The following is a 26,741-nucleotide window of genomic DNA, read 5'->3' as shown; positions in this document are numbered from 1 at the left end:
CACTCCCTGTCATCAGTAATTCAAGCTTTGCTTGATGGCCTCGTAGATCTTGAGCTCGTCCGGCAGATGCTCCTTCTCGAGTACCAGCGGGAACGGCGTATCAAGGCCTGTGACGCGTCGGATCGGCGCCTCGAGATACAAAAAGCAACGCTCCTGCACGGTGGCGGCAATCTCGCTGGCAAAGCCGCCCGTCAGCGGCGCTTCATGACTGACCACCAGACGACCCGTCTTGAGCACCGAGTCACACACCGTCTCGATGTCCCAGGGCAGAATGCTGCGCAGGTCGATGATCTCGCAGTCGATGCCATCCTGCTCGGCGAGCGCAGCGGCCTTCTCGATGATTTCCATCTGAGCGCCCCAGCCAAGCAGCGTGATATCGCGACCTTCACGAATGACGTCGGCCACCCCCAGGGGCAGTTCGTAATCGGCTTCTGGCACCTCGCCCACCGAGGCGCGATAGAGCCGCTTGGGCTCCATGAACAGCACCGGGTTGGGGTCGCGAATCGCCGCCAGCAAGAGGCCCTTGGCCTGATGAGGGTTGCGTGGCATCACGATCTTGAGACCCGGGGTATGCGCGAAATAGGCCTCGGGCGACTGGGAGTGATAGAGCCCGCCCGCGATGCCACCACCATAGGGCGTGCGAATCGTCAGGCCTCCGACATCGAACAGATCACCAGAACGATAGCGGAACTTGGCCGCCTCGTTCACGATCTGGTCAAAGGCGGGGAAGATGTAGTCGGCGAACTGGATCTCGGCCACCGGCGTCGAGCCCTGCGCCGCCAGACCGTTGGCGAACCCGATGATGCCCTGCTCGGTGAGTGGCGTATTGAAGCAGCGCTCTCGCCCGTATTTGTCCTGCAGGTGGCTGGTAGCCCGGAATACGCCGCCGAATACCCCGACGTCCTCCCCGAACAACACCACACGGGGATTGGCGGCCATGGCGATATCCAACGCATTGTTGATCGCCTGCAGCATGTTCATCTGTTTCTTGCCCGAGGCCGAGGCTGCTGCATCCTTGCTGTCAGTCGCCGCAGACGCTTCTTTCGCCGCTGAACCCACCGCAGCTGAGTCGCTTGCAACTGAGTCTGTCACTGGCGTTTTCTCCAACGGCTGTTCACTCATCTGCTCGTTCATGATGTCTGGCCTCCATCCACAGGCTGATGGCTCTCCACAGACTGATGGTCCTCAACAGGCTTAGGGCTCTGCATTCGCTGCAGGCGTTCCTGATGCGCCTTGCGGCTGTCTTCCAGCTCCTGCGCGGTGAACCCCATGCTGGCAGCGCCTTTGGGATAAGCATGCGGATACTTGCGAATATGCTGTTTCACGTATTCCAGCTGCTGTTTGAGCAACGGCGTCGGCGTGTCGTAGACATCAGTGATCAGCGTATCCAGCGCCGGTGGCGCCAGTTTCTCGGCACGCTTCATGGACTCAAGCACTTCACGACGCAGTTGATCGCCAGTGGCCTTTTCCTCCTCCTCACTCCACCAGCCTTGCGCCTCCAGCCAGTTGCGCATGCGCAGGATGGGGTCCTTGTCGCGCCAGATAGCCTCCTCCTTCTTGCTGCGATACCCGGAGGGATCATCCGAGGAGGAATGCGCCGCCAGACGGTAGGTCATCGCCTCGATCAATACCGGCTGATGGGTCTCGACCGCGATCTTGCGTGCCGCCATGGTGGCTTCGTAGACGGCGATCACGTCATTGCCATCCACTCGGATGCTTTGCATGTGATAACCGAAGGCGCGTGGCGCGATGCCATCGGCGGCGAATTGCTCGCATGACGGGGTGGAAATGGCATAGCCATTGTTGCGACACAGGAAGATACATGGCACCCGATGCACCGAGGCCATGTTGAGAGCGGCATGGAAATCACCCTCAGACGCCGCCCCTTCACCGAAGATGGTGATGGTGCACTGCCCCTTGCCCGCCAGTTTCTGGCCATAGGCATAGCCGGTCGCCTGGGGAATCTGGGTCGCCAGCGGCGAAGAGATGGTCATGTAGTGCAGGTCACGCGACCCATAGTGAATCGGCATCTGACGGCCCTTGCCGTAGTCGCGCTCGTTGCCGAACATCTGGTTCATGAATTCGTCACAGCTGAAGCCGCGCCAGGCCAACGCCCCCTGCTCACGGTATTGCGCCATGATCATGTCATCGTCTTCCAGTGCTGCCGCACTGCCGATCACCGTGGCTTCCTCGCCGGTGCATTGCATGTAGAAGCTCAAGCGCCCCTGGCGCTGGGCGGCCAGCATGCGCTCATCCAGCACCCGGGTGAACAGCATCGTCCGGTAGATCTTGAGTGCCTTGTCTCGCTCGAACGGATCGCGACCGATCGGATCGCGCTCGATCGGATCGCGACCGATGGATGTAGTGTCCTGCGACTGGCCTCCCCGGGCATCGTCACTCTGCCTTTGTGCCGCATCGACAGGATAAAGGGTGCCGTCCTGACGCAGGCGCTTGAAGATCGGGATGCAGAGCTCATCGCCGGTCATGAAGGCCAGATGATGCAGCACCGTCGGCCCCTGCGGCGCGATCTGGTCTGCCGTCGGCAGGGCGGTCAGGTCATTGAGCTCTGGCTGTGAGCCATCGGGCGGCGCGGTCCCCGGGGATACGGGTCCGCGAGTTGTTGTATCGGACATGCTCAGCGTCCTCTCTTACCGATCAGGCGTTTGAGGGATTACCCAGCCCTCGTGAGGCCGGGCAGGCAATGGCGAACTTTCAGAATTACCGAAGCGGAAGCTGTCGATTCGGCAATGACAACAGTGCCTACCATCAGACTAGTGGAAAGTCGCTCTGGGAGCCCAACAGTTGACGTTAACGTCAAGGTAACGCAAAGACAGACGATATGCCTGCCTGGCAACTACTTCTTTGGTGGAACTTTTTGCAGCATGAGCTCATGCGCGTTTGGCATGGAAAGCTGAATTCGCGTGAAAGGACGCTTTTTTGCGACTAAAGGTGCAGAGGGTGAGTGCAGGCTGACTGTTAATCTTCCCGCACCAAAAAAGTGCTTAATGCAGTGCGCAATCGTGACAAGGCATCGAGACGACAGACTCGGGCGCGCCCTGAGCATCATCAGCGATGATCATCGCTAGACACCTAAGGACAGTTTTATGAGTGATTCCTCCCGCCCTAACCTGTGGCGCCGTTTGCCGTTGTGGCAGAAGATCCTGGGCGGCCTCGCCCTGGGGATACTCGCTGGCGCCCTGATGGGAGAAAGCGCCAGCATGTTCAAGCCGCTGGGCGATATCTTCATCAATGCGATCAAGATGCTGATCGTGCCGCTGGTCTTCAGCACCCTGGTGGTCGGTATCACCTCGATGCGTGACCCGCAGAAGATGGGCCGCATCGGCGGCAAGACCATCGCGCTGTATCTGTTGACCACCGCCTTCGCGATTGCCATCGGCATGCTGGCGTCCGGCATCTTCCAGCCCGGAGTCGGCGCTGAATTCAGCTTCGACAAGGCCGTGGATGCCAAGGAAGCCCCGACACTGGTACAGATTCTGGTCGACCTGGTGCCGAGCAACCCGATCGATGCGCTGGCCAATGGCAACATCATGCAGATCATCGTCTTCGCCATCGGGATCGGCATCTCGCTTATCATGATCGGCGACAAGGGCGAGCCGGTCGTGCGCGTCTTCGATAGTTTCGCCGAAGTGATGTACAAGCTGACCGAATTCGTGATGGCCTTCGCGCCGTTCGGTGTCTTCGGCCTGATGGCGCATGTCTCCGGCAACTACGGCCTTGATGTACTGCTGCCGCTGGCCAAGGTGATCGGCGTGGCGTATCTAGCGAGTATCGTGCACGTACTGGTGGTCTACTCCGGCCTGCTGGCGACACTGGGCAAGCTGAATCCGGTGCGCTATCTGCGCGGTATCGTCGATGCGCTGGTCGTGGCCTTCTCCTCGGCCTCCAGCTCCGGCACCCTGCCGATCTCCATCCGCTGCGCCCAGAAGAACCTCGGCGTCTCGGAAGGTGTCTCCGGTTTCGTGCTGCCGGTCGGCGCGACCATCAACATGGATGGCACCGCCATCTACCAGGGCGTGGTGGCACTGTTCATCGCCCAGATGACCGGCATCGAGCTGTCGATGATGGATTACGGCATGATCGTGCTGACTGGTACGCTGGCCTCCATCGGTACCGCCGGTGTGCCGGGCGCCGGTCTGATCATGCTTTCCATCGTGCTGAGTCAGGTAGGTCTGCCGCTGGAAGCCATCGCGGTGATCGCCGGCATCGACCGTATCCTCGACATGGCGCGTACCACCGTGAATGTCGCGGGCGACCTGATGGTCACCACCCTGGTCGGCAAGTCCGAGAACGAGCTGGACCTCGAGGTCTACAACGCGACCCAGCAGAAGAAAGACGCCTGACAGTAGGCGCTCTCACAAGCGCCCACTCTTGAAACACGAACGCCCCGCTCATTGAGCGGGGCGTTCGTGTTTCAAGGACCGTATTTCAGGGCTGTGTTGACGGTCTGCGTTTACGGTTCATTTCTTCGAACCGTGCTTAAGGCTGTCACCTAGGGAGAAATCAAAGCCAAGGTCAGGCAGATTCCGGCGGCGAGTCGCGCAGCTCACGTCTGAGCACCTTGCCGACATTGGTCTTGGGTAGCTCGTCAATGAAGACCACCTGACGCGGCACCTTGTAGCTGGCCAGTTCCTTGCGCGACCAGTCTCGCAGCGCGTCCGCCTCGAGCTCTGCACCGTCCTTGAGCACGACATACAGCTTGATCGCCTCACCACTTCGCTCATCCACCACCGAGACGGCGGCAGCCTCAAGCACGTCCGGGTGACGCACGATGACGTCCTCGACCTCATTGGGATACACGTTGAAGCCGGAGACGATGATCATGTCCTTCTTGCGATCGACGATGCGCATATAGCCATCGTCCTGGAAGACCGCGATATCACCGGTGCGCAGGAAGCCATCGGCAGTGAAGCTGTCTTTCGTTGCCTGCTCACGCTGCCAGTAGCCCTTCATCACCTGCGGCCCCTTCACGCACAGCTCGCCCGGCTCCCCCATCGCGACCAGCGCACCCTCATCGTCATACAGGCGCACCTCGGTGGAGGGCATGGGCCGACCGATGGTGCCGAGCTGAATGGCATCCAGCGGGTTGAACGACACGATCGGTGAGGTCTCGGTCATGCCGTAGCCCTCGGAGATATCACTGCCGGTGACCCGCTTCCACTCTTCTGCCGCCTTGCGCGTCAGCGCCACGCCCCCTGAGGTCGTGATCTTGAGTTTCGAGAAGTCCAGTGCCTGGAAGCCGGGATTGTTGCACAGCGCCACGAACAGCGTATTGAGACCGACGAACATCGTGAAGTCGTGCTTTTGCAGCGTCTTGACGAAGCCCGGGATATCGCGCGGATTGGGGATCAACAGGGTGTGATTGCCTTCACTGAGCATGCAGGCCAGATGAATGGTAAAAGCGTAGATGTGATAGAGCGGCAGCGGCGCCACCAGCGTTTCATGGCCTGGGTCCAAGCCCTGCGTGAGGGCCATCTTGCCTTGCAGCATGTTGGCGAGCAGATTGCGGTGAGTCAGCATCGCGCCCTTGGCGACCCCGGTGGTGCCGCCGGTGTACTGCAGGACAGCGACATCATCGAGAGCCAGTGTCGGTCGCTCCCAGCGCTCGGCCTTGCCCTGCGAGATGGCTGTGCGCAGCGGGATGGCGTCGGGCAGGTGGTAACTCGGCACCAGTTTCTTGACGTGCTTGACCACGGTGTTGATCAGCAGCCGCTTGAAGGCCGGGTGCATGTCGCCCAATTCACAGACCAGCACGTACTCGAGACCAGTGCGCTCCCGCACCCGCTCGACCTTGTCCGCCATGTTGGCCAGCACCACCAACGCCCGTGCACCGGAGTCATTGAACTGATGCTCCATCTCACGTTCGGTATACAGCGGATTGGTATTCACCAGCACCAGGCCTGCACGCAGCACGGCGAAGGCGACCACCGGAAACATCAGCGTATTGGGTAGCTGGATGGCGACCCGATCGCCCGGCTTGAGGTCGGTCTCGTGCTGGAACCAGTCCGCCAGCTGGCGACTGGTGGCATCCAGCTCCGCAAAGGTCATGGTGCGGTCCATGCAGGTAAAGGCAGGACGCTCGCCATGCGCCGAGCAGGCCTTCTCCAGCATGTCCATCAGGGAGTCGTAGCCGCTGAAATCCACCTCCTGGGAAGACCGCAGGCACGACATGCCGCTCGTGTCGCCTGTCGTTGCGTGTGCACTCGAAACGTCGGGCGAGGCATCTGCCGCGCGGGAAGGTTCTGTCGTCACGTCATTAGTGGAGTCGTTAGTGGACTTGCCTGACTCATCGGATCGAGCCGCTAGGGGATCATGCATGGCGTTGCTCCTTGATCAGTACGTGGGGCGCTCGGCGTCACTGCCCCCGCTACCTTGTTGTTGTAGACGTCGTTGCAAGACGTCGTCGCGAGACTACGTCGTAAGGCATCGTGGTGAGTTGCGTGGTGAGGCGCTGCTGGGGCTCCGTCGGGTGGGTGTCAGCCTGTGGGCTCTTCACTGTCGACAGCATAGCCGCAAACCCATGCTGCGCGCCGTTGGCGGAATCGATGGACCTGCCAGCATTGGAACATACGTACGTTTGATATTGCCTTGCGACCTTGGTGACATGCGCAGGCCTGCTCTGGAGCAGGAAAACAGCCCTGAGCCCATAAAGGTAAACAGCCCCGGTATAAAAGCCGGAAAATCGCTGACGTGGATGAACGAGACCTCACCTTCTCACCCGACAGCGAGAAACAACGAGGCCCCTGCCCAGGGGCAGAGGCCTCATGTCTTGCACACCAGACGCATACATCTGGCAAACGGCAACTCAAGAGAGGTCGCGGACCTCGTTCTCGATCATCTTGCGGATATGCTCTTCGTTCTCGATCATCGATTCACCGTCCTCGCGCAGCGATTTCAACAACCCGATCATCATGGCGATCAATACGAAGGTGAACGGCAAGGCGCCGGCGATCGAGGCAGCCTGCAGGGACTTGAGCGCCTGATCTCCCCCCAGCAACAGCAGGATCAAGGTCACGGCGCCCAGCATCATGCCCCAGATGATGCGTTGCTGAACCGGAGGACGACGACCGAAGGCCAACAGGCGTCCCAGCACCAGGGTGCCGGAATCCGCAGACGTGACGAAGAAGATGATCACCACGACCAGCGCCGCCACCTTGGCTACGGTTGCGGCGATGCCGGGTGTGAGCACCTCGAACGAGTGGTAGAGGGTTCCGGCATAATCCCAGTTGGTGACCGCAGCCGTGTAGATGCCCATGTCGGCCCCGTACAGGGACTGGTAGATGCCCGCCGAGCCGATGACGCCGAACCAGACCAACGCCACGATGGAGGGGATCACCATCACCCCGAGAATGAATTCACGGATGGTCCGGCCACGCGAGATACGGGCAATGAACATGCCGACGAAACCGGCCCAGGCGATCCACCAGCCCCAGTAGAAGATGGTCCATCCGCCCTGCCACACTCGCTCGTCCGGCGTGCGCGCCGTCCACAGTGTCATCGAGACCGCATCGGTGAGGTAATCCCCGAGCGCGGTGATGGAGCTCGCGATCAGATAGTTGGCATCGCTCACCAGCAGGAAGTAGGCCAGGATGCCCAGACATACCCAGGTATTGAAGGTGGAAAGCAGTTTGATGCCACGTGCCACGCCGCTGGTCGCTGACAGAGTGGCGATGGCACTGATCAGCACGATGGAGACCACGGTCACCATGCGCGACTTCTCTTCGATGAGACCCAGCGACATCAAGCCGGAGCCGATCTGCTCGACGCCCAGGCCGAGCGTGGTGGCGATGCCGAAGATGGTGCCGAATACGGTCAGGATATCGACGGTATGCCCGATGGGCCCGTAGATCCGGTTGCCGATCAGCGGATAGAGGGCCGAGCGCATCGAGAGCGGTAGCCCCTTGCGGAAGGCGAAATAGGCCAGTGACAGCCCGACGATGGCATACATGGCCCAGGCAATCGTCCCCCAGTGGAAGACGGTGAGCTTGATGCCACCGGCGGCCGCTTCCGCGACGTGGCTGTCAGGCACCGGGAAGCCTTCGTCCCCCGGCATGAGCCCACTTGCCAGAGCTGCCTGCTTGGCCTCGAAGAAGGCGGCGACGGCCGCCTTGATGTCAGCGCTCAGAAACGGATTGCCCCCGCTCCAGTCACTCGCGAAATGGATCATGGGCTCGGACATCGAGAAGAACAGCATGCCCGCGCCGGTGCCACAGCCGAACAGCATCGAGAACCAGGCAAAATTGCTGAACTCGGGGCGTTCATCGTCACGCCCCAGCCGTATCTTGCCGACACGCGAACACATCACGTAAAGACAGACCACGAAGGTCGAGAACATGACCAGCACGTAGTACCAGCCCAGGGTGCTCTCTATCCAGGACTTGATGCCCAGAAACTGATCGCTGGCCGTCTTGCCCAACAGAATCGCATAGAGAATGAAGAACACGGTCATGGTGATTGCAGTGATACCGAGCGTCGAGTTGAGTCCCTTCAGGACACCTCGCTGCTCGATCAGTGCATCCAGTTCCTTTCCTTTCAGCATGTTTCTACCTCGTGACGGGTTTTTATTATCGTTTTTCATGACACCGGTATCGTTGTTCATCACAGAGGATACCGGGGCTCAGAGAACCTCAGGCGTCATGGGGACATTGCGGGCAGATCGCGTTCACCTTCGGTCAGTCATGGGCGAGAACCCTGGCAGGAGACACCCCCACGGCATGTCAACTGGTCCCCGCCGATATACGACTTTGTGGGAAGAATCCATGCTAGAGGGCCCCCGCTTGCGAGACAAATAAGATCTCGACGTCGTCTGGATAAGCAGAGCTAATGCCTGAGCTGAGAAAACGAGACTTCAGGTCGCGGCGTCTCTCGACAGATGCACTTTCCATTCCACCTAATCCAGTCTGTCTTACCCAGACAGACAAAAGCCCCTGCGGATCTCTCCGCAAGGGGCTTTCGTGTCATGACGACGCGTGAAGCGTCACTGACTGCCCGCTCAGATCATTGACCGACGGACTGGCTCAGGCGCAGCTGGTGCAGGTAGTGCATATGGCGCTCGTACTGCTCCAGCAGGTCATTGATGACCTGGTCCTTGCTGTAGCCCATCAGGTCATAGGACTGGCCGCCTTCCTTGAGGAAGACTTCGGCACGACAGTAATCCTCTTCATCCCCTTCGTCTTCCTGGTCCAGATTGAGGTCCGGGCGCAGGTGAGAACGAATGCGCACGCCGTAGATGAAGTCATCTTCCTCGCCATGACGCGCATTGAAGTAGACACGATCACGGCTGGTGGTGACTTCGACTTCCAGCCCCTGGGTGCGCAATTCTTCGGCCAGCTCCTGCATGCCCTGCGCAACGGTACCGCGCAGGAAGCCACGAACCATGGCACGCGTCGGGAAGCTCATCAGATGCTGGGCACGCTTGCGCCAGTTGCCCTTCTCGCCCATCGGGGTCGCGGCTGCGGTATTTACCGACAGCGAGCGGCGCTTGACCGACTCGAGATTGAGCTGACGCAGCAGCCCGAAGATCGCGGCCAGCAGGATCATCCCGAACGGCAGGGCCGTGGCGATGGTGGCCGTCTGCAATGCGCCCAGCCCACCGGCCAGCATCAGCACGATCGCCAGAATGCCCACCGCGAAGGCCCAGTAGATACGCTGCCAGGTCGGGGTGTCTTCACGACCACCGGAGGCCAGCATGTCAACCACCATCGAGCCGGAATCCGCCGAGGTGACGAAGAACACGATGACCATCACCAGCGCGATCACCGAGGTGATGGACGACAGCGGCAGCTGCTCGAGGAAGGTGAACAGAGCCAGCGAATAGTTGTCGTTGACGGTATCGACCAGCGCCGTGACGTTCTGCTCCAGAATCATCGAGATGGCGGTGTTGCCGAAGATGGTCATCCACAAAAGCGTGAAACCGGCCGGCACGAACAGCACGCCGATCACGAATTCCCGGATGGTACGGCCACGCGAGACACGCGCGATGAACATGCCGACGAACGGAGACCAGGACATCCACCAACCCCAGTACAGCAGCGTCCAGCCACCGATCCAGTCATTGGGTTCGTAGGCGTAGAGCTCGAAGGTCTTGCCGACGATATCCGCCATGTAGAAGCCGGAATTCTGGACGAACGCCTTGAGCAGGAAGGCCGTCGGGCCGAGCAGCAGCACGAACAGCAACAGCACCACGGCGAGGCCGAGGTTGATCTCGGACAGGATGCGAATGCCCTTGTCCAGGCCGGTCACGACCGAGATGGTGGCAAGGCCGGTGATCACGACGATGATCGCGACCTGGGTCCAGTCATTGTTCGGCATGCCGGTCAGGTGCGAGAGTCCGGCATTGACCTGTGCCACGCCGTAGCCCAGCGTGGTGGCGACACCACAGACGGTGCCGACGATGGCGAAGATGTCCACCGCGTGGCCGATGGGGCCGTAGATGCGCTTGCCGATCAGAGGATACAAGGCACTGCGCAGCGTCAACGGCAGGTCATGGCGATAGCTGAAGTAGGCCAGGATCAACGCGACGATGGCGTAGATCGACCAGGCATGCAGCCCCCAGTGGAAGAAGGTCAGCTTCATCGCTTCACGCGCGGTCTCGACCTGCTCCGGGGTGCCCGTCGGTGGATTGAGGAAATGCATCACGGGTTCTGCCACGCCGAAGAACATCAGGCCGATGCCCATGCCCGCCGAGAACAGCATCGCGAACCAGGTGACATTGCTGTAGTCCGGCAGTGAGTGGTCCGGCCCCAGACGAATCTCGCCGTGACGTGAGAAGCCGACATACACCACCGAGATCAGCACGATGGCCACACACAGGATGTAGAACCAGCTCACGGTGTTGGTGATCCAATGCTGGACCGACTCAAACACCGACATGGCCGTGTCCGAGAACACCGCGGTGAAGATCACCAATAACAGGATGATGGCATTCGCGCCGAAGAAGACCGGCGGGTTGACCTTGGCAAACAAGCCGGTGCGCGGCTCGGCACTGGCAGCTTCGCCACCGCCCGCTGCAGGGGTATTGCGCATGGAGATTTCCTTGTGAGTGTCCTGGAGAGACGCCGTGAGCTGTCTCGGCGCCCTGCTGGCAAACAACACTATAATGAAAAAACATGATCGGATTGCGCGCGGATAATATCACCTAATGCTGACATGACCAATGTCTTGTCCAACTACCGTCCAACTTCTCGGAACACACATGGCGCAGGATGCCATTTCTTTTCTTGATGCTTGCACGCTGGCACCCAACGTCATCGGCACACTCAAATGCCATGCTGGTCACACAGGAGTAATCGCATGAGTCGCAATCATCATTCCGGCAAGGGCCCCCAGCGCGCGCTCGCGCTGTCTCTCGCCCTGTTGAGTGCCCTGCCGACCACGTCCGCCATGGCGGGCCCGGGGCATGGGCGCTTGGATGGGCCGGGTTACATAGGCCCCGACATCGTGATCGGGCATGGCGCCCCCGGCCGGCTGATCCGCTGGGCTCCGGGTGGCCCGGGGCACGGTCATGGCCTGCCCGCAGGGGCACGCGGTGTCTGGGTAGGCGCTACGCTTTACTTCCTGGCGGCAGGCACCTATTACCTGTGGGAAGAGAGCCAGCAGCAGTATCTGCCCGTCCAGGCCCCCGCTCAGGCGACACTCACGGCCGCAGCGGTCGATGTCATCGCCTATCCCACCAAGGGCCAGAGCGAAGACCAGCAAGCGCGTGATCGCTATGAGTGCCATCGCTGGGCCAATCAACAGAGCGGTGCCGAAGCCAACTCTGCCGCGCCGCCCGTGACCGCCAGCAACGCAGACACCTATCGCCGCGCATTGAGTGCCTGCTTCACCGGTCGCGGTTACAGCGTGCAATAGTCTGCTTGAGCCATGAGCATGAAAAAGCCCCGCCAGTTCGCGATGATCGCGGCCTGGCGGGGCTTTGTTGTGTCCATTGTCGGGTTTCTGTTGTCTGATTTGACTGCTTGCGGAACTTGCTGCTCGCAGCGATCAGCCGCGTCGCTTCTGATGCCGTTCGCGGTTGTTGTCACGCGACGCGCGGGACTTGCGCAACATCACCAGCGTCGCCCCCAGCCCACCATGGCGCGGCGTGGCGCTGCTCCAGGCCTGCACCTCAGGCATCTGCTCCAGCCAGTGCACCAGGTAGGCACGAATCAAGGCGGCATGCGATTCGCTGTCACGTCCCTTGCCATGAATCACCAGCAGGCAGCGCAACTCGTTGCGCCAGGCATCCTGAATGAAGCGCTGGATCTCACGCCGACACTCGATGAGCGGACGACGCATCAGATTGAGCTGCGCCTCGGGTGGGTAGCCGCCCTGGCGTAAGCGCTCCAGCACACCGGTCTGGATGCCATCGCGGCGAAACTCGACCGGGTCGTGCGGCGAGAGATGCTCCACGTAGCTGTCGGACAGCCCGTCCAGCTCATTGCCCAAGTTCTTCTGCGCGTCTTCACGCCGTGCCAGCTGAGCCTCGCTGGGGCCCTTGCGGGCCGCGGTGACATCGGCGCGGTCCTTGCCGCGCGTCAGGGGAGCAACGCCTTGCATCTCACGACTGAACAGATCATCCGCCTCGGCACTGCTCAACTCACGGGCATGCGCCGCTGACATCATTGCAGGGGAAAAACGTGACATGGCACCCTCCAGTCTTCACCAGGACGTGTCAATTACGTGGAGCGCGCAGTCAAGGTCGACAAACGACGACGCCCCGAGACAGAGCATGCCTCGGGGCGTCGGTTCAGCTCAAGTCGCTGACGTGATTTCTTGCGTCATCACGCCTCAAGGACGGATCAATGCCCGGTCTTGAGCTGCTCCCAGTACTTCTGATAGATCGACAGCGCATCGCCGACATCGGTCTGGAATTCGCCGCGGGCGAGATCCTGCTGAGTCGGGAAGACCACCGGATTGTCACGCACTTCCGGGTCCATCATGTTCTTGGCCGCCAGGCTCGGCGTGGTGTAACCCACGTACTCGCTGATTTCCTTGCTGACTTCCGGGCTGATCAGATAATCGATGAACTGATAGGCCGCATCGACGTGACGCGCATTGGACGGAATCGCCATGGTATCCATCCACAGGATGATGCCTTCCTTGGGATAGACATACTCGACCGGCACGCCTTCCTGATTGGCCTGATAGACCTCACCGTTCCAGATCAGACCGGCATCGACCTCGCCCTGCATGAAAGGCACGCGCGCCGCGTCGGAGTTGAAGGCACGCACGTTGGGCATCAGCTGGGTCAGCTTCTCGTAGGCCGCCTTGATCTCGTCCGGGTCCGTGGTGTTGCCACTGAAGCCGAGGCTCGCCAGTGCGACATGGAAGACTTCGCGCATATCGTTGGAGAGCAGCAACTTGTCACGATACTTGTCGTTCCACAGATCGTTCCAGCTGGTCAGCGCGCCCTCTTCGACATAGTCCGGGTTGTAACCGATACCGGCGCTGCCCCACATGTAAGGCACGCTGTACTGGTTGCCCTTGTCGAAGTCACGATCGACCAGATTCGGGTCGAGGTCCTCGAAATGATCCAGCTTGCTGACATCCAGCTTCTGCAGCAGGCCTTCACGCGCCATCTTGTCGATGTAATAGGTCGACGGGAAGACGAGGTCATAGCTGTTGTCGCTATCCAGCAGCTTGAGCTTGGCGTACATCGCTTCGTTGGAATCGAAGGTGGAGTAGACGACATCGATGCCGGTCTGCTCTTCGAAGCGCTCGATGACCTCATCGGGCATGTACTCGGTCCAGTTGTAGACGTAGAGGACCTTGTCGCTGTCATCCGCGGCCAGAACGGGGGCGGATGAGGCCACGGAAGCCAGGCTGACGGCAGCCATCAGGCCAGCGGCACGCAGCGGGAAACGGATACATTGCATGTTATTTTTTCTCCTTGAGCAGCAACTGTGAAATCAACAGCAGACAGAGCGACAGCCCCAACAGCAGGGTTGCCAATGCATTCACTTCAGGTTTGAGCCCCAGTCGCACCATCGAGTAGATGCGCAGCGGCAGCACCTCGAAGGTCGGCCCGGTGACGAAGGTCGAGATCACCACATCATCCAGCGACAGGGTGAAGCTCAGCAGCCAGCCGGAGGCGATCGCCGGCATCAGCGCCGGTACCAGCACATGCCAGACGGCGCGGGCTTCACTGGCACCCAGATCACGCGCCGCTTCCAGCAACTGCGGGTTGATGCCCGTCAGGCGGGAGTAGACGGTGATCACCACGAACGGCAGACAGAAGGTGGCGTGCGAGACCAGCAGCGAGAAATAGCCAAGCTGGATACCCAGCGCAATGAACAGCGCCAGGAAGGCGATCGCCATCACGATGTCGGGCATCATCATCACCGTGAACAGCATGCCATTGAGCAGTGGCTTGCCGCGGAAGCGATAGCGGTAAAGCGCGGTGGCCGTCAGCGTGCCGATCAGCGTCGCCAGCGTTGCCGCCGTCACCCCGAGCCACAGCGTATTGAGCGCGGCCTCCATCAGATTGCCATTGCCCAGCAGCTTGTCGTACCAGCGCAGGCTGAAGCCGCCCCACACGAAGGGGTTGCGTGAGTCATTGAACGAGATGCCGATCAACACCAGGATCGGCACATACAACAGCGTGAAGATCAGCGTCAGATAACAGCGGCTGAACCAACGCAGCGCGGCGCTCGCCTTCATAGGGTCACCTCACGCTTGAAGAGCTTGACGCTGCGGTAATAGGCCAGCAGCAGGAACGCCATCACCAGCGTCAGCATCACGCTGATCGCCGCACCGAAGGTCCAGTTGTTGGCCTCCAGGAACTGGCCCTTGATGATGTTGCCGATCAACGGGTGGCGCGAGCCGCCCAGCAGGTCCGAGACATAGAACATGCCCATCGCCGGCAGGAACACCAGCAGCACACCCGCGATGATGCCCGGCATGGTCAGCGGCAGCACGATATGGCGGAAGGTGGCCAGGCCATTGGCGCCCAGGTCGCGGGCCGCCTCCAGCGTCGGGCGGCTCAGCTGCTCGAAGACGGCATACAGCGGCAAAATCATGAACGGCAGCAGCATGTAGACCAGCCCCACGATCACCGCCTCCTCTGTGTACAGCAGGCGCAGCGGCGCATCGATCAGACCGAGATTCATCAGCACATCGTTGAGCAGCCCGCGCGTCGCGATCAGCGTGCGCAGGGCATAGATGCGGATCAGCGAGTTGGTCCAGAACGGAATGATCACCAACAGCAGCAGCAAGGGCTGCAGGCGCGGGCTGGCCCGCGAGATCATCCACGCGAAGGGGTAGCCAAGCAGCAGACAGATCAGGGTCGTGATCAGGCCGATCCATAGCGAATGGCCGAAGACGCTCAGATACACCGGACTGATCATCTGGCCATAGTTGGTCAGAAAGCCCTGCCACAGCGTGCTCAACGACAGCTCTCCGCCCAGTAGCTGGCCAGTGTTTTCCGGCATCAGACTGACCAGCACCACCAGCAACGTCGGGGCCAGCACCAGCACGATCAGCCAGCCCCAGATGACGGTCAGGGTGGCGGTCTTGAAGGGATTGCGCACCAGACTCATGCACCCGCCCCCGTCACGGCCGGCGCATCATCGGGCAGGATGATCTCCCAGTCCGGTACCCAGCTGACGCGCACGCGCTCACCGAGGCGGTAATCGAAGTCCGGATCATCCTCATCAAAGAACTCGCTGGCCAACAACTGCTGACCGCTGTCGAGCTCCAGCACGGTATCCAGCGTCATGCCCTTGTAGTTGCGCTCGATGACGCGCGCCGGGAAACCTTCGCTGTCCTCGGCGCCCTTGAGTCGCATGTCTTCCGGGCGCAGCAGCACCTGCACCGCTTCTCCGCCCTGATAGGTGCGACCATGGCTGCTGAGTTCCAGCGTCTGACCGAGCAGCGTCAACTCGATACGCCCGGCCGTTGCCGCCGGGCGCACGACCTGCGCCGCCAGCTGGTTGATCTCACCGACGAAGCGCGCCACGAACAGGGTGCTCGGCGACTCATAGACCTCACGCGGCGTGCCGATCTGCTCGATGCCGCCTTCGCGCATCACCACCACGCGATCGGACATCGACAGCGCCTCTTCCTGATCGTGGGTGACGAACACGAAGGTGATGCCCAGACGACGCTGCAGGCGCTTGAGCTCGTTCTGCATCTGCTTGCGCAGCTTGTAATCCAGCGCCGACAGCGGCTCATCCAGCAGCAGGACACGGGGACTCTTGACCACGGCGCGGGCGATCGCGACGCGCTGCTGCTGCCCGCCGGAGAGCTGGTCCGGGCGGCGGTCCGACAGATGGGCCAGCTGCACCATCTCCAGCGCTTCGCGCACCCGCTCGTGAATCTCGGTCTTGGCGACCTTCTCCATGCGCAGACCGAAGGCCACGTTGTCATAGAGGTTCATGTGCGGAAACAGCGCATAGCTCTGGAAGACGGTATTGACCGGGCGCTGGTGAGCGGGACGCTCATGCAAGGCCGTCGACTCGAGCGTGATGGTGCCGCTATCCGGCGATTCGAAGCCGGCGATCATTCTCAGCACGGTGGTCTTGCCGCAACCGGACGGGCCCAGCAGCGTGACGAACTCACCATCGTTCAAATCCAGGTCAAGGCTGTCCAACACCTTGCGATCACCAAAGGTCTTGGAAATGCCACGCAGCTTGACCAGCGGGGCCTTCTCAGGAGCAGAGCTTTTCATCGGCGGGTTGTCACCTCCAGCGGGCGCCGCGAACGGCACCCTCATGCATGTCAGGCGCGCCAGGGACTGGCACGCCACATCGTCAATTCCGTCGTGCCTGGCCACCGACAGGCAGCCAGCTATCGCATCGTCTCGCCTCTCCCGCTAGCGCAAGGATGGCTTCACACAGCGGGCAAGACGCCGTCGCCAGTCTGGCATGCGAACCTTTCACTTGCGTGTCTGCCCGGCGAGCAGCGCCAGCTGATCTATTTTGCTGATACCTCGCCCATGCCTTACTCATACCTCGCCCTGGCTCGCCAGCGTGCAGGCCGAATTGCGGCCATGCAGGAGAGCGGTTCCGGTTGATGCGCGCGAGACAAAGGAAAAGGCCCGAACAGGTGTCGGGCCTTTGCATTGACTTCAATCACTGGCGTCAGTCACTGGTGCCAGCCAGGCGTCATCGCTTTCGCTAACGAGACAACGACATCAACATCCGCCTCAACCCTCGTCGGGGTGAGCAGACGGCACAGGGTGCGCATTCTGCCCATTCGGCATCAGACTGTCACCTTGCAATCGCGTTCCAGTGCCGCTCAGGAAGTCGCAAGTTGCGGATCTTGTGAGTCTTTTTCCTCCCGAGTCACGGCCTCATCACCCACGTCACCGACACTGGGCAACACCTCTACCAGACCGCAGGTCATGCGTTCCTTCTCGGCGGCACGCGCACGCGCCAGCGCCTCACGCAGGGGTTCCAGACGCGGGTGCGGCGCTTCGCCCGCCTCGCCGGCCGGCAGTTCCCACGGCAAGGCGTGCGCCATCTCCCACAGGGTGTAATGACTGAGATCACGCCCGAGCACCCATTGGCCATCCTGGGTCTGGCTGGCGATGTTCTCGGCGATCAGCGGCTTGAGGACACGACGGTAACGACTGCCCAGCACTTCCGTGAGGCGATCATCGGACAGCGGCTCACCGCGCTCATGGGCATCCTTGAGCAGCATCACGGCACCGAGGGTCTGCCAGAACGGCGGCCAGCGATGCCAGTCTGCATTGGAGCGCTCACCCATCCAGGCCGCGACTTCTGCCCCCAGCAGCACGATGCACCAGGACAGGAACACCCACAGCAGGAAGAGCGGCACGGCTGCGAAGGCGCCGTAGATGGCCTGATAGGACGGGAAGTGCGTCACGTAGAGCGAGAAGCCCGCCTTGGCCAGCTCCAGCGCCAGGGCCGTGGTCAGCGCGCCGACCGCGGCGTCACGCAGGCGAACCTTGCAGTTGGGCACCGCGGCATAGATGAAGGTGAAGGCCGCGGCGCTCAACAGCGGCGGCAACAGACGAAGCAGAAGAGCCTTGCCGCCCAGCATCTCGGCGGCCGAGTCGAAGAAGGACAGCGAGGTCAAGAAGGATGACAGCAAGAAGCCCGAGCCCAGCATCAGCGGCCCCAGCGTCAGAACGGCCCAGTACATCAGGAAGCTCGACAGTCCCTTGCGCCCTTCCGGCACCTGCCAGATGGCATTGAAGGCACCTTCGATGGTGATCATCATCATCACCGAGGTCACGAACAGGAAGATCAGACCGACCGAGGTCAGATTGCGTGCCTGACCGGAGAACTCGTTGAGATACTCGAGCACCGTGGCGCCGGTCGAAGGCAGAAACTGGGAGAACACCGTCGACTGCAGTTGATCGCCCACCCCGTCGAAACTCGGAATGACGGCAAACATCGCGTAGATGACCGTCATCAGTGGCACGATGGCGAACAGCGTCGTATAGGTCAGCGCCGACGCGGTCTTCTTGCCGTCGTGATAGTTGAAACGTGATACCAGCTTGAGGATGACGCCGATGGCGGGCATGACCCGCGAGATCCCTGGCAGTTGTGGCATTCTTGTGCGCCCCTCTACAATGCGTGCCTGATTCATTAGCCACCGCCGGCCATGGCCAGTAGCGCTTGCGTGAAACTCATCATCTGTCCGGAAACGGAGACAGTCATGTCAATATTGAAACTCTACCATAACCCGCGCTGCTCCAAGTCACGGGAAACACTGGCGCTTTTGACCGCGCGTCTTGAGGGAGATGGATTCGAGACCGTTCGTTACCTGGAAGATCCCCTCGATCGTGAGCAGCTCGAGGCCCTGGCAGCCCGAGTGGAAGGCGGGGCGCGGGCTCTGACCCGCGAGAACGAAGCCGAGTGGAAGACACTGGGTCTGGTAGACCCCAGCGATGCGCAACGCCTTGACGCGATTGCCGCAACGCCAAAATTGATGCAGCGACCGATTCTCGATGATGGCAAGCGTGCTGTCATCGGCCGCCCGCCCGAAGATGTGCTGGTGCTGTTGAGCGACGCCTGATGACAGAGTGTGCTCACGCAAGCCCCCTGCTTGCCCCTTTCGATAGATTGTCATCCATTTGAGGAAGCTCATGTCCGCAACGCCCCCCGACGCGACGCCATACGTCCTCGTCCTCTATTACTCGCGACACGGTGCGACCCGTACCCTGGCCGAGCAGATTGCCGCCGGTATCGAGTCCATCAGCGGTGTCGAGGCGCGCCTGCGCCGAGTGCCCGAGATCTCGGCCACCTGCGAACAGACCGCGCCGGAAATCCCCGACAGCGGGGCCATGTATGTCGAGCTGGACGACCTGCGTCACTGTTCGGGCCTCGCCCTGGGCAGCCCGACTCGCTTCGGCAACATGGCGGCGCCGCTCAAGTACTTCCTGGACTCCACCAGTGAGCTGTGGATGAACGGCGCCTTGATCGACAAGCCTGCCACCGCCTTCAGTGCCTCAAGCTCTCTGCATGGCGGTCAGGAAACCACGCTGATCACCATGCTGATCCCGCTGCTGCATCATGGCATGGTGTATGCCGGTGTGCCCTACAGCGCCACCGAGTTGCTCGAGACCACCCAGGGCGGCACGCCCTACGGTACGACCCACGTCAGCGGCAAGCGTGGCGACAACGATGTCGATGACAACGAACAGCGCCTGGCACTGGCGCAAGGCAAGCGTATCGCTCGCCTGGCCCTGGCCATGCAACCTCTCAGGGAGACGAATTAGATGCGCGCCTGGCTTGAACGACTGGAACGTGAGCAGGGTCTCGATACGCTCGAGGCCAAGAGCCGTCGCGGTGTGATCGCAAGTTTCGCGGCCGTCGCCCTGCTGCTGCTGATCGGCGGTATTCAGCTGATGGCGCAGAGCGAGGACAATGGCCTGCTGCCGCTGCTGATCCGCCTGCTACCCATCGCATTGTTTCTGCCCGCCATCATCACCCGCCGGGCACGAGGTCATGTCTGGCTGGCGTTCGTCAGCCTGCTCTACATCATGCAAGGCGTGATGCTGGCCGGTGTGCCTGGCCACGCCGTCATCGGTGTACTTGAGGCGCTGGCGGCGCTGGGGCTGTTCATTTCCAGCATGGCTTACGCCCGATTCCGCTCACGCAATCTCAAGCGCCAACCGCAGGCCTGATCAAGCCTTGATCTCTCCATTGCCCGCCCTTCTCGTCGCGCCCTGATCCACTAAAATAGGCGACTGGAATAGGCGACTAAAATAGCCAACGAGTATTGCCGACGAGATTGGCGGGTATCGGTTTGCCCACGGCGACTTGCCGCAACCCCAGCGCTACCCGCCCCTTTTCCTGCAAGTCCCCTCAACCATCGCGAGCCGCCTATGATGTGACGGTGTTTGCGAGTTGATCACAGCGAGGCTTTGACATGATCGGCCTGACCACACACTTGTCTCTTCACCGTCCTGCGGGCGTATCGCGCAGCTCCCTGACCACTGGCATGCTGGCGGCTGGCGTGGTGCTTTCCAGCCTGTTGGCGTCACCAGCGGCCCTGGCTGACAAGACGGAGGATGCCATCCAGTATCGCCAGGCTGTCTTCCAGACGCTGGCATGGCAGTTCAGCCCGATGGGCGCGATGGCCAAGGGCAAGCAGGATTATGATGCCGAGGAGTTTCGCACTCGCGCCGAGCGACTGGCGCTGTTGGCTCAGATGCCTTGGGAGGGATTCATCGCCGGCTCCTACGACGGTGATACCGATGCGCTGAGCAAGATAGAGACCGACCGTGCAGGCTTCGACAAGCGTGCAGAGGCACTGATGACCCAGAGCCGGGCATTGGCCGACGCCGCCGCCAATCAGGACCTTGACGCCCTGCGCAGCCAGTTCGTCGAGACAGCCAAGACCTGCAAGGGCTGTCATCAGCAGTATCGCGCTGACTGATAGCCAAAGCTCCACCAGACACAAGCGCCGCCATGAGATTGCTCATGGCGGCGCTTGTGTGTATTGGCATGCTTGAGGGCGAGAGCAGGAGTGAGCAGAGCTTACGGCAACTGAGCCCCCTGCCAGATGACCACAATGGCAATGCCGATCGCCAATCCCAGCGCGAGCCACTTGCGGGGGCGTGAAGGTGGCGCTGGCGCGTTCTCGCCTGCCACCGATTGATTGCGCCTGAAATGCTTGCGGCCATGCACCATCGCCCAGATCAGCCACTCACCGCGCAGCCCGTGCCAGACGATGGCCATCAGATGCAGGGCGATCAGCCCCCACAGCAGCGTGATATTGGTGTGATGCACCCAGGCCAGCCCCTCGGCGACACTCGCTGAGACCCGGTCATGCAGGGGCCCTTCGAACAGCAGATCATCGGTCAGAAACAGCCCGCTCGATCCCTGAATTGCCAGCACCAGCAACATGGCCAGCGTCATCCAGCCACCCAGAGGGTTATGGCCTGCATGACGTGGCGCGCGTCCCGCCAGAAAGTCACCGGCGTAACGCCAGGTCGTGCGCGGTGACGCCAGGAAGCGGCTGAAGCGAGCATTCCCGGTGCCCACCAGCCCCCAGATGACGCGAAATACCACCAAACCGATGACGCAATATCCCAGTCGTGCATGCCAGACCATCGGAAAATCGAGCCCTGCGCCCACCTCGGCGGTGTACCACATGCCGATGATCGCCAGAATCAGCAACAGGTGAAACAGCCGGATGGCCAGCCCCCAGACCTCGACACTGCGCAGCGATGAAGGCCCGCCCTCAACGGGAAGCAACGTATCGGACGAGGACTTGCGAGATAGGTTCGAACTCATCCTGATGACTCCCTCAGCGAATGAACCCTGGATGGCACGACACGCCACAGACAGCGATGGGCAGCCAATACGCGGTTACAGGCCAGTATAGAAGGCCATGGCCTGGCGGATCACGGCAAATCACTCCACCGCGGCGCCATGAGGCATGTGAAATATCAGCAATGAAGCGCTGATTCAGCACTTTCCACTGCCAGCTGCCACCTTGGCAGCATCGCCTGATGCTCGATGACATTATATGCTGACGAGATTGTCTACGGCTTGCCGGGTCTCGGCCAGTTGAGGCCACCTGCATGAGTCGCCCGGCTTTACCCCGCCTGCGCAGAACGGAACTCTCGCCATGTCATCGCCTTCCACGGCCAGTACCTCGCACGCCTCCCGGGACGACACCACCTGTGCGGGCTCGCCTCCCCGGCAGCCAGTCAGCGGTCGTCACCTATGGCAACAGGCACTCAACCAGACCCTGCCGGTGATGTTCGGCTATATCCCACTGGGCGCAGCCTTTGGCGTGCTGTTCACCCAGCTGCCGTTGAGCCCTTGGCTGGGCCTTCTCATGTCGCTGGTCATTCTGGCCGGGGCCGGCCAGTTCCTGGCGGTGGCATTGCTTGGTGCCGGAGCCGGCATCACCGAGGTCTTCGTGGCCACGCTGCTGCTCAATTCGCGCCATCTCTTCTATGGCCTGTCGCTGCTGGAACGCTTCCGCGCGGCGGGCCTTGGCAAGCTCTATCTCATCTTCGGGCTGACCGACGAAACCTACTCGCTGCTGGCCAGTCTGCCGCGCAGTGGCGAGCGCGATGATCCGGTGGCGCGCCGTGATGACCAACGCCTGATGTTGCGCATCACCTTCCTCAATCAGTCCTGGTGGGTACTGGGGACGCTGCTGGGTCTGGCAGCCGGACAGCTCAGCTTTGACAGCAGCGGCATCGAGTTCGCGTTGACGGCGCTGTTCGTGGTGCTGGGGATCGAACAGTGGTTTGCCCTGCGCGAGCGTTGGCCCTTCCTGCTGGGTCTGCTGGTCACGTTCGCGGGCCTGTGGCTGCTGCCAAAAGATCAGCTGTTGCTGGGCAGCATCGCGGCAGCCTGCGCTCTGTTGCTCGGGCAGTATCATTACCAGCGTGGCAAACAACCGCCACACGGCAAGCCTGTCCCGCGTGACGATCATCCCCCCCACGGCAAGTCTGGCGCGCGCCAGACTCGGCACAATCAAGCCTCGGAGCACACCTCCCCATGACGACCCTGCAGGCCTTGCTGCTGATCGCCGTGTCAGCCGGTGCGACCTTCACCACGCGCGCGCTGCCCTTCGTGTTTCTGTCCCGCCATTCGGCCCATCCGCTGATTCTGCATATGGGCCGCTATCTGCCGGCCATCGTCATGGTCGTGCTGATCATCGTCTCGCTGTCAGCCATGCAACTGCCTGACCTGTCAGAGTCCGCGCACCGCATTTCGGCCTGGCGGAGTTGGCTTGAGAGCGCTGAGGGCGCCGGCATGCTGGTCGCGGCCGCCTGCGTGGCGGGATTGCATCTGTGGCGACGCAATGCGCTGCTCTCGATTGCCGTCGGTACCGGGCTTTACATGGCGTGGTTGCAGCTGGGTGGTGCCTGAGGCTTGCGATCCAGCACGTGAGCGGTCACAGTCATGTCATTACATGAGCAATTCATCAAGGGAGCCCACCATGAACCGCGATATCGCCGATGTGCGCAGAACCTATTCCGGTGATGGCCTGAGCCTTGCGAACACACCGCTGGAACCTTTCGAGCTGTTCCAGGAGTGGTTGACCAGCGCGCTGTCCGCCGATGACAACGACGCCAATGCCATGACGCTCTCCACTGTCGACAGCCAGGGCAAGCCGCATGCGCGCATCGTGCTGCTCAAGGGCTGCGACAGTGATGGCTTCATCTTCTATACCAACTATCAGAGCCACAAGGGCAGCGAACTGGCCAATGTGCCCTTCGCCGCGCTGACCTTCTGGTGGCCCGCAATGGAGCGCCAGGTGCGCATCGAAGGCAGCGTCGAGAAGGTCGCGGAAGCCACCTCCGATCAGTACTTCGCCTCACGCCCCAAGGAAAGCCAGTTGGGCGCCTGGGTCTCGCAGCAGAGTGTCGAGATTCCCGATCGCGAATGGCTCAGCGAGCGTCAGGGTCGCTTTGAACAGGTCTATGCCACCACTGAGGTGCCGCGACCGGAGCATTGGGGCGGCTATCGCGTGGTGCCGGAGATGATCGAATTCTGGCAGGGACAACCCTCGCGCCTGCACGATCGCGTGCGCTACCAGCGCCTGGACACCGAAGACGGCAAATGGCACAAGCAGCTGCTGGCACCCTGAACCGATCGCCAGTCTGTGCCGATAGCCAGTCTGTGCCGATAGCCAGTCTGCGCCACATCAAGCACTCTTCTCGAGGCTCCGCTATTGCGGGGCCTCTTGCGTTACCGTTCGGATTACCGTCCGGGCTGCCGCTAGTGATGTCGCGTGCGCTTTCTCTTGAGACCATGGCGGTACAGATTCGCGCGGTCAGCGGCTTGCCCTCGCCTGGCACAAACCGGACAATGGCCGCCCTTTCGGCCTCTCGAACGCCAGTCAGCCTGCGCCCTTCACCGGCGCATCCGACATGGCCTGCGATGCCAGACACGCTCAGATTGGAGGCATCATGGCCTGGGATGACAGCGGCACCCCCAAGGTGGCACGTCAGACACTCGTAGACCGACTGCTGGCGGGCTACACCCCGTCCGACAGGCATGGCATCTCGCTGGTCGATCACGCTGTGGTCGGCAATGTGCTGTATGCCGTACTGGAACATCCTCACGGCCATACCTTCATTCGCCAGCACCTGATGCAGGCACCCAAGAATGGTGACCCCAGCCGCTGGGAATACCATATCCGTGACGAGGGCACGCCAGACATTCCGCTGCAATGCCCGGAAGAGCTGCTCGAACAGTCGACAGCGCCCGGTGAGATTGCCGCCCAGTGGCGCGCCGACACCCGCGCGGCGCGTGATGCTGCCGCGGCGCGCAAGCGCAGGATCAAGAAGCTCAAGAAAGGCGAGCTGCTGACCGCACTGGATGGCAGCGAGGTGATCTTCGTGCGCGCCTTCACCGCCAGCCTTTTCATCGGTCGTGCGCCCCAGGATGGTGAGGACGACGAGTACGAGTATCACTGGGATGACATTGCCCTCTAGATAGCGGCAGCGCTTGCGTACACTTGCCGTTGCCGTTACGCCCCGACTCCTTCTGACGTCACTAACGAGCCTTTATGCAGCCACAAGCCGATCCGTTCATCGTTCCCGTCTGCCACGAAACCTACGCGATACTGTACGCCGACGATGACATCCTGCTGATCCACAAGCCCAGTGGCCTGCTCAGCCTATCCGGCAAGCATCCACTCAATCTGGATTCACTGCATCATCGCCTGGTCAAGGAATATCCCACCGCCAAGCTGCTGCATCGGCTGGATTTCGGCACCTCGGGCATCATGCTGGTCGCGCTCAACAAGCCGGCCAATGGCAACCTGACGCGCCAGTTTCAGGATCGAAACATCGGCAAGTCCTACACCGCGATCCTGCATGGCCATCTTGAGGAGGACAGCGGACGTATCTCGCTGCCCATCGCCAAGGATGTCGACCAGTTCCCGCTGCAGAAGATCTGCCACGAGACCGGCAAGACCGCCATCAGTGATTTCCGCGTCATCGAACGCCTGGAGAATCCGGCGCGCACGCGAGTCGAATTCACGCCGGTGTCAGGTCGCACGCATCAGTTGCGCATCCATAGCCAGCAGATCGGCCACCCGATCCTGGGCTGCGACCTCTATGCGACGGATGAGGCCTTCTTCATGGCCGAGCGCCTGATGCTGCATGCCGAGATGATCAGCTTCGATCACCCGGTGAGCGGTGAGCGCATGGCAGTGCGCAGTCCCTGTCCTTTCTGAGCCCGCCCGTTCTGATCAATTCAGGCTGAGCCCGCCCCGTGTGAGCGACGCGTCATTGCAGGCACACAACGAAACGCCCCCACAGGAGACCCTGTGGGGGCGTTTCGTCATTCATGACTCACTGAGTCATGCGTCAGGCATCACTCAGCTGCGGCCGGCAGCCATTCCTTGACGATATCCTGATGGCTTTCCACCCAAGCCTTGGCGGTTTCGTAGGGGTCAGCGTCATCTTCCTGGTTGTTGAGCATCACTTCGCCCATGTCAGCCGGGGTCCAGGCAAAGTTGTCGAGAATCGCGTAGACCTCCGGCATGTCTTCCTCGAGTCCCTTGCGCGCCAGTGTGTGAATCTCCTCGGCACCGCCGTAGACGCCCTTCGGGTCATCCAGGTACTTGAGGTCCCAGCGAGCGAACATCCAATGCGGTGTCCAGCCGGTGACGACGATCTCACGCTCGCCCTTGATCGCATTGCTCAGCGCGGCGGTCATGGTCGCGCCGCTGCCGGTGGTCAGATCGATGTCCTCGAGATCATAATCCTCGAGCACCTGCTCGGTCAGACGCGTCAGGCCTGCGCCCGGCTCGATGCCGACGATGCGCTCATCGATATCCTCGGCGTGGGTCTTGATGTCGTCGATGGTCTCGAGCTTGCTGTAGGACGGCACGACCAGCCCCAGCTTGGTGCCTTCGAGATTGACGCCCAGGTCGTCGACCTTGTCGGCGATCTTGGCCATGTAGTCTTCGTGGGTGGTGGGGAGCCACGCACCGACCATGCCATCGGCATCGCCGAAGGCTACTGCCTGGAACATCGCCGCCGCAGACAGCGCCTTGAGTTCGACGTTGTAGCCCTGTGATTCGAGCACCGCCTTGACCACATTGGTGGAGGCGACTTCAGAGGACCATTCGACGTAGGCCAGCGTCACATCGCCCTTGTCACCGGCGGCATACACGGCACTTGCACCGGCCAGTGAGGAAGACATGACAGCGCCGAGCAGTAGTGCCTTGCTGGCGGCATTCATCTTCGCGGTGACGTTCAAGGTAGTGCGGGAGGCATCTTGCTTGTTCATCGTTATCCCCTTTATTCGAATTTACTCATTGTTTATCGAAAAGCATCTGTCGAA

24 protein-coding genes are annotated in these 26,741 nt (G+C 61.3%); 11 read left to right on the top strand and 13 right to left on the bottom strand.

Annotation, left to right across the window (positions count from 1 at the left end):
* Positions 1–12 precede the first annotated feature (12 nt).
* Positions 13–981, bottom strand: a complete 969-nt coding sequence (locus tag CDPAHKCJ_RS00480) for an alpha-ketoacid dehydrogenase subunit beta (protein WP_166017901.1) — start codon at positions 979–981, stop codon at positions 13–15.
* A gap of 149 nt (positions 982–1,130) precedes the next feature.
* Positions 1,131–2,633 carry a thiamine pyrophosphate-dependent dehydrogenase E1 component subunit alpha gene (locus CDPAHKCJ_RS00475; RefSeq protein WP_240916589.1) on the bottom strand — a complete coding sequence of 501 codons (1,503 nt, stop codon included), beginning with the start codon at positions 2,631–2,633 and terminating at the stop codon, positions 1,131–1,133.
* 471 nt (positions 2,634–3,104) lie between these two features.
* On the opposite strand from CDPAHKCJ_RS00475, the gene CDPAHKCJ_RS00470 reads away from it, so the two are divergent.
* On the top strand, positions 3,105–4,361 hold the full coding sequence (locus CDPAHKCJ_RS00470) for a dicarboxylate/amino acid:cation symporter (RefSeq protein WP_166017899.1): 1,257 nt from the start codon (positions 3,105–3,107) through the stop codon (positions 4,359–4,361).
* A gap of 172 nt (positions 4,362–4,533) precedes the next feature.
* Here the strand turns inward: CDPAHKCJ_RS00470 and CDPAHKCJ_RS00465 are convergent, their stop codons facing one another.
* The 3 genes from CDPAHKCJ_RS00465 to betT all read right to left on the bottom strand — a co-directional run bounded on the left by CDPAHKCJ_RS00465 (position 4,534) and on the right by betT (position 11,043).
* The gene (locus tag CDPAHKCJ_RS00465) at positions 4,534–6,189 is read right to left on the bottom strand and encodes an AMP-binding protein (RefSeq protein WP_166017897.1); all 1,656 of its coding nucleotides are present in this window, start codon (positions 6,187–6,189) and stop codon (positions 4,534–4,536) included.
* A gap of 634 nt (positions 6,190–6,823) precedes the next feature.
* The gene (locus CDPAHKCJ_RS00460; protein ID WP_166017895.1) at positions 6,824–8,557 is read right to left on the bottom strand and encodes a BCCT family transporter; all 1,734 of its coding nucleotides are present in this window, start codon (positions 8,555–8,557) and stop codon (positions 6,824–6,826) included.
* A gap of 458 nt (positions 8,558–9,015) precedes the next feature.
* Positions 9,016–11,043: a choline BCCT transporter BetT gene (betT, locus tag CDPAHKCJ_RS00455; protein ID WP_166017893.1), complete on the bottom strand. Its 2,028-nt coding sequence runs from the start codon at positions 11,041–11,043 to the stop codon at positions 9,016–9,018.
* 267 nt (positions 11,044–11,310) lie between these two features.
* Between betT and CDPAHKCJ_RS00450 the strand changes: the two genes are divergently transcribed.
* Positions 11,311–11,868, top strand: a complete 558-nt coding sequence (locus tag CDPAHKCJ_RS00450; RefSeq protein WP_166017891.1) for a hypothetical protein — start codon at positions 11,311–11,313, stop codon at positions 11,866–11,868.
* Between the two features lie 132 nt (positions 11,869–12,000).
* Here CDPAHKCJ_RS00450 and smrA read toward each other — a convergent pair whose 3' ends face one another.
* From smrA to CDPAHKCJ_RS00420, 6 genes are all read right to left on the bottom strand, one after another.
* Positions 12,001–12,642 carry a DNA endonuclease SmrA gene (gene smrA, locus CDPAHKCJ_RS00445; RefSeq protein WP_240916588.1) on the bottom strand — a complete coding sequence of 214 codons (642 nt, stop codon included), beginning with the start codon at positions 12,640–12,642 and terminating at the stop codon, positions 12,001–12,003.
* Positions 12,643–12,797: 155 nt separating this feature from the next.
* On the bottom strand, positions 12,798–13,874 hold the full coding sequence (locus CDPAHKCJ_RS00440) for an extracellular solute-binding protein (RefSeq protein WP_205700745.1): 1,077 nt from the start codon (positions 13,872–13,874) through the stop codon (positions 12,798–12,800).
* Position 13,875: 1 nt separating this feature from the next.
* Positions 13,876–14,658: a spermidine/putrescine ABC transporter permease PotC gene (gene potC / locus CDPAHKCJ_RS00435; protein WP_043333579.1), complete on the bottom strand. Its 783-nt coding sequence runs from the start codon at positions 14,656–14,658 to the stop codon at positions 13,876–13,878.
* Entirely contained in the window at positions 14,655–15,536 is an 882-nt protein-coding gene (potB, locus tag CDPAHKCJ_RS00430) for a spermidine/putrescine ABC transporter permease PotB (protein ID WP_166017889.1), read from the bottom strand. Before potB ends, potC begins: the two co-directional genes overlap by 4 nt.
* Positions 15,533–16,666 carry a spermidine/putrescine ABC transporter ATP-binding protein PotA gene (gene potA, locus CDPAHKCJ_RS00425; protein ID WP_166017887.1) on the bottom strand — a complete coding sequence of 378 codons (1,134 nt, stop codon included), beginning with the start codon at positions 16,664–16,666 and terminating at the stop codon, positions 15,533–15,535. The genes potB and potA overlap by 4 nt, the downstream gene beginning before the upstream one ends.
* A 569-nt stretch (positions 16,667–17,235) precedes the next feature.
* Entirely contained in the window at positions 17,236–18,519 is a 1,284-nt protein-coding gene (locus CDPAHKCJ_RS00420) for a YihY family inner membrane protein (RefSeq protein ID WP_166017885.1), read from the bottom strand.
* Positions 18,520–18,624: 105 nt separating this feature from the next.
* Here CDPAHKCJ_RS00420 and CDPAHKCJ_RS00415 point away from each other — a divergent pair, with 105 nt between their 5' ends.
* The 4 genes from CDPAHKCJ_RS00415 to CDPAHKCJ_RS00400 all read left to right on the top strand — a co-directional run bounded on the left by CDPAHKCJ_RS00415 (position 18,625) and on the right by CDPAHKCJ_RS00400 (position 20,850).
* On the top strand, positions 18,625–18,984 hold the full coding sequence (locus CDPAHKCJ_RS00415) for an arsenate reductase family protein (protein WP_166017883.1): 360 nt from the start codon (positions 18,625–18,627) through the stop codon (positions 18,982–18,984).
* 70 nt (positions 18,985–19,054) lie between these two features.
* Positions 19,055–19,687 carry an NAD(P)H:quinone oxidoreductase gene (gene wrbA, locus CDPAHKCJ_RS00410; RefSeq protein WP_166017881.1) on the top strand — a complete coding sequence of 211 codons (633 nt, stop codon included), beginning with the start codon at positions 19,055–19,057 and terminating at the stop codon, positions 19,685–19,687.
* The gene (locus tag CDPAHKCJ_RS00405) at positions 19,688–20,095 is read left to right on the top strand and encodes a DUF2069 domain-containing protein (protein WP_166017879.1); all 408 of its coding nucleotides are present in this window, start codon (positions 19,688–19,690) and stop codon (positions 20,093–20,095) included.
* A gap of 245 nt (positions 20,096–20,340) precedes the next feature.
* On the top strand, positions 20,341–20,850 hold the full coding sequence (locus tag CDPAHKCJ_RS00400; protein ID WP_166017877.1) for a cytochrome c: 510 nt from the start codon (positions 20,341–20,343) through the stop codon (positions 20,848–20,850).
* Positions 20,851–20,951: 101 nt separating this feature from the next.
* Here the strand turns inward: CDPAHKCJ_RS00400 and CDPAHKCJ_RS00395 are convergent, their stop codons facing one another.
* Positions 20,952–21,710: a cytochrome b/b6 domain-containing protein gene (locus CDPAHKCJ_RS00395; RefSeq protein WP_166017875.1), complete on the bottom strand. Its 759-nt coding sequence runs from the start codon at positions 21,708–21,710 to the stop codon at positions 20,952–20,954.
* 337 nt (positions 21,711–22,047) lie between these two features.
* On the opposite strand from CDPAHKCJ_RS00395, the gene CDPAHKCJ_RS00390 reads away from it, so the two are divergent.
* The 5 genes from CDPAHKCJ_RS00390 to CDPAHKCJ_RS00370 all read left to right on the top strand — a co-directional run bounded on the left by CDPAHKCJ_RS00390 (position 22,048) and on the right by CDPAHKCJ_RS00370 (position 25,626).
* Positions 22,048–22,938 carry an AzlC family ABC transporter permease gene (locus CDPAHKCJ_RS00390; RefSeq protein ID WP_166017873.1) on the top strand — a complete coding sequence of 297 codons (891 nt, stop codon included), beginning with the start codon at positions 22,048–22,050 and terminating at the stop codon, positions 22,936–22,938.
* Positions 22,935–23,309 (top strand): AzlD domain-containing protein, encoded by a 375-nt coding sequence (locus CDPAHKCJ_RS00385; RefSeq protein WP_166017871.1) that lies wholly within the window; start codon positions 22,935–22,937, stop codon positions 23,307–23,309. Before CDPAHKCJ_RS00390 ends, CDPAHKCJ_RS00385 begins: the two co-directional genes overlap by 4 nt.
* A 70-nt stretch (positions 23,310–23,379) precedes the next feature.
* Positions 23,380–24,030 (top strand): pyridoxamine 5'-phosphate oxidase, encoded by a 651-nt coding sequence (pdxH, locus tag CDPAHKCJ_RS00380; RefSeq protein WP_166017869.1) that lies wholly within the window; start codon positions 23,380–23,382, stop codon positions 24,028–24,030.
* A 322-nt stretch (positions 24,031–24,352) separates the two neighbouring features.
* On the top strand, positions 24,353–24,880 hold the full coding sequence (locus CDPAHKCJ_RS00375; protein ID WP_166017867.1) for a hypothetical protein: 528 nt from the start codon (positions 24,353–24,355) through the stop codon (positions 24,878–24,880).
* A gap of 74 nt (positions 24,881–24,954) precedes the next feature.
* Complete coding sequence (locus CDPAHKCJ_RS00370; RefSeq protein ID WP_166017865.1) at positions 24,955–25,626, top strand: RluA family pseudouridine synthase; 672 nt, start codon at positions 24,955–24,957, stop codon at positions 25,624–25,626.
* A gap of 140 nt (positions 25,627–25,766) precedes the next feature.
* On the opposite strand, the gene CDPAHKCJ_RS00365 is transcribed toward CDPAHKCJ_RS00370, so the two are convergent.
* Entirely contained in the window at positions 25,767–26,687 is a 921-nt protein-coding gene (locus tag CDPAHKCJ_RS00365) for a glycine betaine ABC transporter substrate-binding protein (RefSeq protein ID WP_240916587.1), read from the bottom strand.
* Between the last annotated feature and the right edge of the window lie 54 nt (positions 26,688–26,741).

The organism is Cobetia sp. MB87, assembly GCF_011319755.1.
In the GTDB taxonomy this organism is placed as follows: Bacteria; Pseudomonadota; Gammaproteobacteria; order Pseudomonadales; family Halomonadaceae; genus Cobetia.
The sequence above is the reverse complement of the archived record's forward strand: the minus strand, read 5'-3'. Positions and strand labels throughout refer to the sequence as shown.

Excerpts from the sequence above, each read along its gene's own strand:
- CDPAHKCJ_RS00475 (WP_240916589.1), bottom strand. The coding sequence starts at position 2,633 with ATGTCCGATACAACAACTCGCGGACCCGTATCCCCGGGGACCGCGCCG.
- CDPAHKCJ_RS00405 (WP_166017879.1), top strand. The coding sequence starts at position 19,688 with ATGCGCGCCTGGCTTGAACGACTGGAACGTGAGCAGGGTCTCGATACG.
- CDPAHKCJ_RS00480 (WP_166017901.1), bottom strand. The coding sequence starts at position 981 with ATGAACATGCTGCAGGCGATCAACAATGCGTTGGATATCGCCATGGCC.
- CDPAHKCJ_RS00395 (WP_166017875.1), bottom strand. The coding sequence starts at position 21,710 with ATGAGTTCGAACCTATCTCGCAAGTCCTCGTCCGATACGTTGCTTCCC.
- betT (WP_166017893.1), bottom strand. The coding sequence starts at position 11,043 with ATGCGCAATACCCCTGCAGCGGGCGGTGGCGAAGCTGCCAGTGCCGAG.
- wrbA (WP_166017881.1), top strand. The coding sequence starts at position 19,055 with ATGTCCGCAACGCCCCCCGACGCGACGCCATACGTCCTCGTCCTCTAT.
- CDPAHKCJ_RS00375 (WP_166017867.1), top strand. The coding sequence starts at position 24,353 with ATGGCCTGGGATGACAGCGGCACCCCCAAGGTGGCACGTCAGACACTC.
- CDPAHKCJ_RS00390 (WP_166017873.1), top strand. The coding sequence starts at position 22,048 with ATGTCATCGCCTTCCACGGCCAGTACCTCGCACGCCTCCCGGGACGAC.
- potC (WP_043333579.1), bottom strand. The coding sequence starts at position 14,658 with ATGAAGGCGAGCGCCGCGCTGCGTTGGTTCAGCCGCTGTTATCTGACG.
- CDPAHKCJ_RS00385 (WP_166017871.1), top strand. The coding sequence starts at position 22,935 with ATGACGACCCTGCAGGCCTTGCTGCTGATCGCCGTGTCAGCCGGTGCG.
- pdxH (WP_166017869.1), top strand. The coding sequence starts at position 23,380 with ATGAACCGCGATATCGCCGATGTGCGCAGAACCTATTCCGGTGATGGC.
- CDPAHKCJ_RS00400 (WP_166017877.1), top strand. The coding sequence starts at position 20,341 with ATGATCGGCCTGACCACACACTTGTCTCTTCACCGTCCTGCGGGCGTA.
- potA (WP_166017887.1), bottom strand. The coding sequence starts at position 16,666 with ATGAAAAGCTCTGCTCCTGAGAAGGCCCCGCTGGTCAAGCTGCGTGGC.
- CDPAHKCJ_RS00440 (WP_205700745.1), bottom strand. The coding sequence starts at position 13,874 with ATGCAATGTATCCGTTTCCCGCTGCGTGCCGCTGGCCTGATGGCTGCC.
- CDPAHKCJ_RS00420 (WP_166017885.1), bottom strand. The coding sequence starts at position 18,519 with ATGCCACAACTGCCAGGGATCTCGCGGGTCATGCCCGCCATCGGCGTC.
- CDPAHKCJ_RS00470 (WP_166017899.1), top strand. The coding sequence starts at position 3,105 with ATGAGTGATTCCTCCCGCCCTAACCTGTGGCGCCGTTTGCCGTTGTGG.
- CDPAHKCJ_RS00460 (WP_166017895.1), bottom strand. The coding sequence starts at position 8,557 with ATGCTGAAAGGAAAGGAACTGGATGCACTGATCGAGCAGCGAGGTGTC.
- CDPAHKCJ_RS00465 (WP_166017897.1), bottom strand. The coding sequence starts at position 6,189 with ATGTCGTGCCTGCGGTCTTCCCAGGAGGTGGATTTCAGCGGCTACGAC.
- smrA (WP_240916588.1), bottom strand. The coding sequence starts at position 12,642 with ATGTCACGTTTTTCCCCTGCAATGATGTCAGCGGCGCATGCCCGTGAG.
- potB (WP_166017889.1), bottom strand. The coding sequence starts at position 15,536 with ATGAGTCTGGTGCGCAATCCCTTCAAGACCGCCACCCTGACCGTCATC.
- CDPAHKCJ_RS00415 (WP_166017883.1), top strand. The coding sequence starts at position 18,625 with ATGTCAATATTGAAACTCTACCATAACCCGCGCTGCTCCAAGTCACGG.
- CDPAHKCJ_RS00450 (WP_166017891.1), top strand. The coding sequence starts at position 11,311 with ATGAGTCGCAATCATCATTCCGGCAAGGGCCCCCAGCGCGCGCTCGCG.
- CDPAHKCJ_RS00370 (WP_166017865.1), top strand. The coding sequence starts at position 24,955 with ATGCAGCCACAAGCCGATCCGTTCATCGTTCCCGTCTGCCACGAAACC.
- CDPAHKCJ_RS00365 (WP_240916587.1), bottom strand. The coding sequence starts at position 26,687 with ATGAACAAGCAAGATGCCTCCCGCACTACCTTGAACGTCACCGCGAAG.